The 7,414-nt window shown below is 45.7% G+C and carries 7 protein-coding genes; 6 read left to right on the forward strand and 1 reads right to left on the reverse strand.

Annotation, left to right across the window (positions count from 1 at the left end):
• A partial coding sequence (locus NC238_01685) for a hypothetical protein (protein ID MCM1564667.1) occupies positions 1-187 on the reverse strand: 187 nt, incomplete at its 3' end.
• A 226-nt stretch (positions 188-413) separates the two neighbouring features.
• On the opposite strand from NC238_01685, the gene NC238_01690 reads away from it, so the two are divergent.
• The 6 genes from NC238_01690 to NC238_01715 form a co-directional block, all read left to right on the forward strand.
• A complete protein-coding gene (locus NC238_01690; GenBank protein ID MCM1564668.1) occupies positions 414-1,313 on the forward strand; it encodes an NUDIX hydrolase in 900 nt (299 codons plus the stop codon).
• Positions 1,314-1,364: 51 nt separating this feature from the next.
• Positions 1,365-2,396 (forward strand): SPFH domain-containing protein, encoded by a 1,032-nt coding sequence (locus NC238_01695; GenBank protein MCM1564669.1) that lies wholly within the window; start codon positions 1,365-1,367, stop codon positions 2,394-2,396.
• Positions 2,383-3,321: a sugar kinase gene (locus tag NC238_01700; protein MCM1564670.1), complete on the forward strand. Its 939-nt coding sequence runs from the start codon at positions 2,383-2,385 to the stop codon at positions 3,319-3,321. The genes NC238_01695 and NC238_01700 overlap by 14 nt, the downstream gene beginning before the upstream one ends.
• A 355-nt stretch (positions 3,322-3,676) precedes the next feature.
• Positions 3,677-5,905 (forward strand): copper amine oxidase N-terminal domain-containing protein, encoded by a 2,229-nt coding sequence (locus NC238_01705; protein ID MCM1564671.1) that lies wholly within the window; start codon positions 3,677-3,679, stop codon positions 5,903-5,905.
• Positions 5,906-5,942: 37 nt separating this feature from the next.
• Complete coding sequence (locus NC238_01710) at positions 5,943-6,632, forward strand: CPBP family intramembrane metalloprotease (GenBank protein ID MCM1564672.1); 690 nt, start codon at positions 5,943-5,945, stop codon at positions 6,630-6,632.
• Between the two features lie 434 nt (positions 6,633-7,066).
• On the forward strand, positions 7,067-7,414 hold a 348-nt coding region (locus NC238_01715; protein MCM1564673.1), incomplete at its 3' end, for a metallopeptidase family protein.

The raw sequence follows: 7,414 nt of genomic DNA on the forward strand, positions 1-7,414 counted from the left end.
TTACTTCGCTGCAGGTGGCGGAGTTGATGGTGCACCTTACCGCGGCGCCCTGCGGAGGACTGCATTTGCCCAGGGGAGTACAGACGTTTTCGCGGGTATCGCGCTCAAAACAGAAATCATAGACTTTGGGCACTTCGATACAGATGGTTTCACACGCCTGTGACAGGGCAGTAAATTGTTCGCTCATTAAAACAGCCTCCATATATATGGTTTTGTATGTAGAATATGTTAGGTATTACAGCATTGTTACATAATTTGGTAAGCAGTTGAATAAAAGGACGAGACCTTAAGCAAACCTGTTATGTTTTAAAAAAATTTTAAAAATGGTATTGACAGGAAAAATAGATAGTAATATTATGTTACTAACATAATGATAATAACACCAATATAATATCACGAAGAGGAGGTTTGTAATGAGCAAAGTTAATTTGACCAACAAGCAGGGGTTGAATGAAGAGCAGTTTTTGTCCAGCTATGATGTAAGCCAGTACGAGCGCCCTTCCTTAAGCGTCGATATGCTGGTGTTCACCATACGGGACGAAGAAAAGTCCAATTACCGCAAGCTGCCTGAAAAGGCCCTGCAGATTTTGCTGATTAGAAGGGCAGACCACCCCTACATAGGTCAATGGGCGCTTCCGGGAGGCTTTGTGAAAGCGGACGAAGACCTGGAGGAAGCTGTGCGGCGCGAGTTGAAAGGAGAAACCGGCGTTGACAATATTTACATGGAGCAGCTCTATACCTGGGGAGAAGTGAACAGAGATCCGCGCACCCGGGTGGTCAGTGTTTCATATATGTCCCTGGTGGACAGCTCCAAGCTGGAACTTCAGGCCAGCGATGATGCTGCTGAAGTCAGGTGGTTTACCGTACATTGCAAGCTGTTCCAGGAGAAAAAGAGCCATAGCGAACGGGGATATATTCTGGAACAATGGTTCGAGCTCACTCTTAACCACGAAGATGAAAACCTGACTGCTATTGTGAAGATCATAAAGAGGGTGGAAGGAAGAGTTTCAAAAATAGAAAGATCGGTAGTGGAGTCTCAGGGCATTGCCTTTGACCACGCCAAAATAATTCATTATGGTATTGAACGGCTGCGCAACAAGATTGAGTACACTGACATTGCCTTTAACCTGATGCCCGAGTTGTTTACGCTAACCGAACTGCAGCAGGTTTATGAGATCATCCTGGACAGTGAAATGTTGAAAGCCAATTTCCGGAGGAAGATCGCCGGTCAGGTGCTGGAAACCAACCAGTATACCAAGGACGCGGGCCACCGGCCCTCCAAGTTGTTCCGCTTTAATCCCGAACGAGTCTAAGGATGCATTTATAAGTATAATCCATTTTCAAAAATGAGAGGAGTGTTAGCGATGTTGGGTTTGCGTTTTATCAAGTTTCAACCGGCCGAATATGTGTTGAAGTACCGGAATGGCAGGATTGTTAAGGAAGGAGCCGGACTGTCTTTTTACTACTATGCGCCGGCTACCTCACTGGTCGTGGTCCCTGTCGGCAGCGTTGACGCGCCCTTTATCTTCGAGGAGTTGACATCGGATTTTCAGACGGTGATAGTTCAGGGGCAAGTGACTTTCAGGATTGTGGATTATAAAAAGATAGCCGGGCTGCTCAACTATACCCTGAATGCCACGGGAAAAGGCTATGTATCCGAAGATCCCCAAAAACTTCCCCAAAGAATTATCAATATCGTTAAGGTTTTAGGCAAGAAAAACCTGGAAAGCCTGCCTCTGGTGGCAGCGGTAAAATCCAGTGAAATGCTTGCCCACAACGTTCTGGCCGAGTTGAAAGAAAATGAGGAGACTCAATTGCTGGGGATCGAAATCCTGGGGCTGTCCATCCTGGCGGTCCAACCCAACAAGGAAACCGCCCGGGCGTTAGAGGCCGAGGTCCGGGAGCAGATTCTCAAGAAGGCGGATGATGCCTTGTATGAAAGGCGCAATGCTTCTATTGAACAGGAAAGACGGATCAAGGAAAACGAGTTTAATACTGAAATAGCCGTGGAAAACAAGAAAAGACAGGTACGGGAGACCCAGTTGGAGGCGGAAAGGGCCGTACAGATAAAGCAGAACCAGCTAAAAGAAGAGCAGATGGCTTCTGATATCTCCCTGGAGGAAAAGAAGAAAGACCTGATCGAAATTGCGGTGGAAAACAGCAAAGCGGAAGCCGATGCCAAAGCCTATGAACTTTCAGCGGTGATGAAAGCTCTGGAAGAGATTAAGCCCCAGGTGATACAATCCCTGGCCAGCATGGGCATGAATCCCGGACAGTTGATAGCCATGGCTTTCCAGGGGTTGGCGGAAAAAGCTGAAAAAATCGGGCAGCTGAATATTACCCCCGATCTGATGCAGGAAATTATGAAAGGCTCATACGCTTATGAACAGGCTTAGCGAGAATAAGATTATTCTGGTAAAAAGGAAAAGCCGCCTGGAGGAATTGATTGCCCGTTACAATACCATGGAGCAGGCCAGGTTCTATATCGAGCACATGGGTGCTGATTTCAGCGATTATGTTCTTGAAGACGAGACTTATAAACAAGCGATTCTCCAGGCTTGCAGCACCCTGGGGTCCCTGGGCCGGGTGCAGATGCTTGACCGGGAATACGTACCCAACTTCATTTTTGGCCAGGAGGATATTGTGGTTGTGGTGGGACAAGACGGTTTGGTGGCAAACACCCTGAAATATTTGACAGTTCAGCTTTTGATCGGGGTTAACCCGGACCCGGCGCGCTGGGATGGAGTACTGCTGCCCTTTAAGGTTTCCGACCTGGGGCAGCTCATCCCGGAGGTGCTGAGATGTAAGAGGCCGGTGAAAGAGGTGACCATGGCCAAAGCTTCCCTGAATGACGGGCAGGAGATCCATGCGGTGAACGATCTATTCATCGGCCAGAAAACCCATGTTTCATCGCGTTATCATCTTCGCCTGGGTAAACAGGAGGAGTATCAATCATCCAGCGGTATCATCGTTTCCACCGGCCTTGGTTCCAGCGGGTGGTTGAAAAGCGTCCTGACCGGCGCGGCCAATATCGCCAGCCAGGCTTCTGGTATGAAGATCAGTGCTTCCCCGGAGAGGGAACTGGAGTGGGGAGCACGGCAATTGTATTTCTCTGTGCGGGAACCCTTTCCCAGTAAGATCTCCAAAACAAATTTGATATTTGGGAAAATCACCGTGGACAATCCCTTGAAGATACTTTCCCAGATGCCGGAAAATGGAGTGATTTTCAGTGACGGAATAGAGAGTGATTTTCTCCAGTTTAACTCGGGAATCGAAGCAAATATAAGTGTTTCTGAAAAGAAGGGGCATCTTGTGGTCTGATGGGCAGGCCAATGGTCAGGGGTTCTCTTGTGCTGGGATGGGTAATCCTGTAGATGTGGTAATTAGCAGAAGGGCGCCATGATATGCCCATGCGAGTTATTGCCTACAAAATAAACAAGCGTAGCGCCAGAACATACTTTGGCGCTATTACTTTATTAAAACATCATTTCAGTATTATATAATTTGAAAATCGTTAAATGGATTTAATCAGGTGTAATATTTATTATTTTATAAAATAGACAAATATCGACACATTTGGCTAAAAGTGACGTGTTAAAATTACAATATGATTTCTTAATAATAATTATAAGCGTCATAAAGAACATTTTGAAAAACTCGGGGGAGGTATGTAATTTTGAGAAAGGCACATATATTATTTTTGCTATTTGTAATTATTTTCACATTGGGAATACAGTTTTCTGCCCTGGCAAGTGACGATCCTCTGGATACCTGGAATCAGGTTAACTTTCAGACCGACGTGCTCGAAGCTGTAACTTACGGCAATGGGGCTTTCGTGGCGGTTGGGGGTGACAATATCCTGACCTCCCCTGACGGTTTCAACTGGACCATACGAGAATCACCTGTTGCAATTTTTCTCACAGGGATAGCCTACGGGAACGGAGCCTTTGTGGCGGTTGGACCTTACGGCACGATCCTGACTTCTCCGGACGGCATTAACTGGACGTTTCAGGATTCAGGGACTGACTATTGGCTCAATGAAATAACTTACGGTAACGGAGCATTCGTAGCAGTGGGTGGTGAATTGTATGGTCTTGGCGGAGGCACGATCCTGACCTCTCCGGACGGTATTAACTGGACTATACGGGAATCTGGTGCTTCCAGTCAACTCTTAGGGATAACTTGCGGCAATGGCTCCTTTGTGGCTGTAGGGATGGATGGAGTAATCCTGACCTCCCCGGATAGTATAAAGTGGTCAAGCAGTCCATCTGGTGTCGCAACCAGTTTGTTTGGTATAGCTTATGGCAGCGGCACTTTTGTTGCAGCGGGGGAGCATGGTATAATACTGACCTCTGTTGACGGATTGAACTGGACAGGCCAAAGGCAGGACATATCAATTTCATTCAAGGGAGTTAGCTTTTGCAACGATTCTTTTATAGCAGTGGGATATATACAATTTGACGATAAAGGTATAATAATGACCTCCCGTGATTGCATCAACTGGACCAGGCAAACTACAAACTCTGCGATAAGAATGGATAACTGGAAAGCCTACGAAAGCAGTATCATCAGCGCAGTTGCTTACGGCAGCGGCGCCTGCGTTGCAGTTGGCAGTCAGGACATGAAAGGCGGCATGATTTTTGCTTCCAAAGACGCATCAAAATGGGAAAGCATCATATCGGATACTAAATGCACATTAAATAATTCAACATATGGTAAAGGTATATTTGTGGCCACTGAGTTTGGAGACAAGATCCTGACCTCCCCTGACGGTGTGCGCTGGACCAGGCGTGTGACCGGAGCCGCAACCCACCTCTTCGGTATAGATTACTGCGGCGGTATTTTCGTAGCTACAGGAGATTTTGGCGTTCTCTTGACCTCTCCGGACGGCTTGAACTGGACAAATCAAACGACAGGAACTAAAAGTTATCTGCATGGGACAGCATATGGCAATGGTACTTTCGTGTCGGTAGGTAATAACGGCGTAATCCTCACTTCTGCTGACGGTACAGGTTGGGCCAGCCAGATATCCGGGACAACAAATCCCTTGGGTGATGTCATCTATGCTGAAAATAGCTTTGCGGCCGTTGGGAAAGGTACGGTACTGACTTCCCCGGACGGTTTTAACTGGACCAGCCGGGCAGCAGGCACAAAAGAATGGCTAACCGGAATAGCTTACGGCAACAGCGTATTTGTCGCTGTTGGTGAAAACGGCACAATTATTACCTCCCCGGATGGAACTAACTGGACAGTGCAAAAGACAGGCACTATTATGCACCTAAGCGAAGTTGCTTATGCCGGCGGTTACTTTGTGGTGGTGGGGGAAGCTGGTACGATCCTGACCTCACAGGATGGTGTGAACTGGACCAGCCGAAAATCAGGCGCTAATGAATTGCTAGGCGGGTTGTCTTACGGGAAAGACGCATTCATAGCTTATGGGTATGGAGGTCTGACCATCCGCTCCGGGAAAATAAGCGGCGGTGATATGCAAACACCCGAAAATTCACCGGAAAAAGGCCAGGAGATCATTCTTTGGGTTGGTAAGAGTGATATGTTTGTAAATGGAGTATACGAAGAGATAGACCCGGGCAGGGGAACTGTGCCGGTTATTATTGAAGACAGAACGCTTATGCCTGTCCGGGCAGTTATTGAGAAATTAGGCGGAGGTGTTAGCTGGGATGAACCGGAAGAAAAGGTATCTATTCAGCTAAATGGCGATGTTATAGAGCTCTGGATTGGGAAGAATTCAACCCGGGTAAATGGTACTGAAAAATCGATGGATGTATCACCACAGATTATTAATGAAAGAACAATGCTGCCGTTAAGGTTCATATCAGAGAACCTGGGCTGCCAGGTTAATTGGGATGGTAATACACAAAAAATAATAATAAATCAGTTACCGTAAAAATGTTATACACATTAAGTAACAGGAGATAACCAAATTGTTGCAAATTACTTTTATACTTCCGCATCTGTTGTTAAGCTGGATATTATATGATTTTGTATTTAGATTCATTAAATACAAAAAGGCGAAACATAGGATAACGGAATGTTATGAACTTAAAATTAGATACTATTATCATGGTATTTTAAGAAAGGCGCTTAGAATCGCAGCTATTCTTTTAATACCTTTGCTTTTCCCGGGTTCATTTCAAACTGCCGGAGTTAACCTGCCTCTGGAAGTTCGTTTTGTTGTAGGTTTTGTAGTTGCCGGCTTAGTCCTTGTATTTATACCAGTAACAAAAGAGGGTAAATTATCTAAGAATTACTTTTTTATTCCAAGGACCATAAAAGAAAGGCGTACCTGGGTGATTTACAGTCTTTTTATTGGTACAGAGGAAGAGTTATGTAACCGTGCTTTTCTTTTTTTCTATCTCCATCATTACTTTCCCGATTTATCTTTAGGTTTGATCCTGGTAATCACTTCAGTGTTTTTTGGCATTGCTCATTTATACCAGGGTTTATTGGGAGTCGTGTTTACATCTTATTTTGGCGCGGTCATGGGATTGCTGTATATAATTACAGGCAGTATAATTCCGTCTATTACAGTTCATGCTTTGTGGAATATTAATCTTTTAAATTTCTGGGAAAAAGCAACCAATGAGATGGATAATAAAGATCATACTGCCTAAGAGAGATTTCGGAAGCAAAGGGACGTTCTTGTTTACTTTTTGGATATAGTGCAACTTCCCATTGGTACAATAAAAAGCATAAGCAAACGATCCGAATATACGGGTTGGCTGCTTGTGCTTATTTTCTATAAACTCTCTTTTGATATTAGCGTCCAGCAAGCCTGCAAGGTAATATCGCCTCGGACGGTGACGCCCTGATAACTGATTACGGCTTCCTTTACGGCAGCAGCCAGAGCAGTATAAATAAGAAGGCAGCCGCAGGGGCCGGCAACTACCGGGGAGATTTCAGTTATGAGCTGAATTTAATTTGAAATTACCCTGAGAGTTGTCAGGAGTGGAAAACATGAGATACAATGAGTTGAAACGGCGTCTGGACCGGTTAACCTATATCCGTCCCCTGAAATTTGGAGTGACAAAACTGCGGAGGAATAACAATGGGTAAACCATCTTTTGACCAGTTCGCGGACATGCTCGATCAAGCCGTAGACCGCATCCCGTCCCGTTTCCTCCGGGACTTGACCGGCGGTTTTAACTTGCGGAAGGGCAAAAAGCGTGAAGGCGAGTACTACATATTGGGTGAGTACATTGAAGACGGCATCGGCGGCTGTTTTATAATGTTTTATTATGGGTCTTTTGTGGAACTGCTGGAAGATGAATCTGAAGAGTGCTGGGAAGCTGAGATTGTAGATACGGTGCTGCATGAAATGCAGCATCACCTGGAGTCGCTGGCCGGCTGTGACGATTTGGCACGAAAGGAAATGGAGGAACTGGCAAAAGCCCTT

Source organism: Dehalobacter sp. (genome assembly GCA_023667845.1).
GTDB lineage: Bacteria > Bacillota > Desulfitobacteriia > Desulfitobacteriales > Syntrophobotulaceae > Dehalobacter.

Excerpts from the sequence above, each read along its gene's own strand:
- NC238_01690 (MCM1564668.1), top strand. The coding sequence starts at position 414 with ATGAGCAAAGTTAATTTGACCAACAAGCAGGGGTTGAATGAAGAGCAG.
- NC238_01695 (MCM1564669.1), top strand. The coding sequence starts at position 1,365 with ATGTTGGGTTTGCGTTTTATCAAGTTTCAACCGGCCGAATATGTGTTG.
- NC238_01700 (MCM1564670.1), top strand. The coding sequence starts at position 2,383 with ATGAACAGGCTTAGCGAGAATAAGATTATTCTGGTAAAAAGGAAAAGC.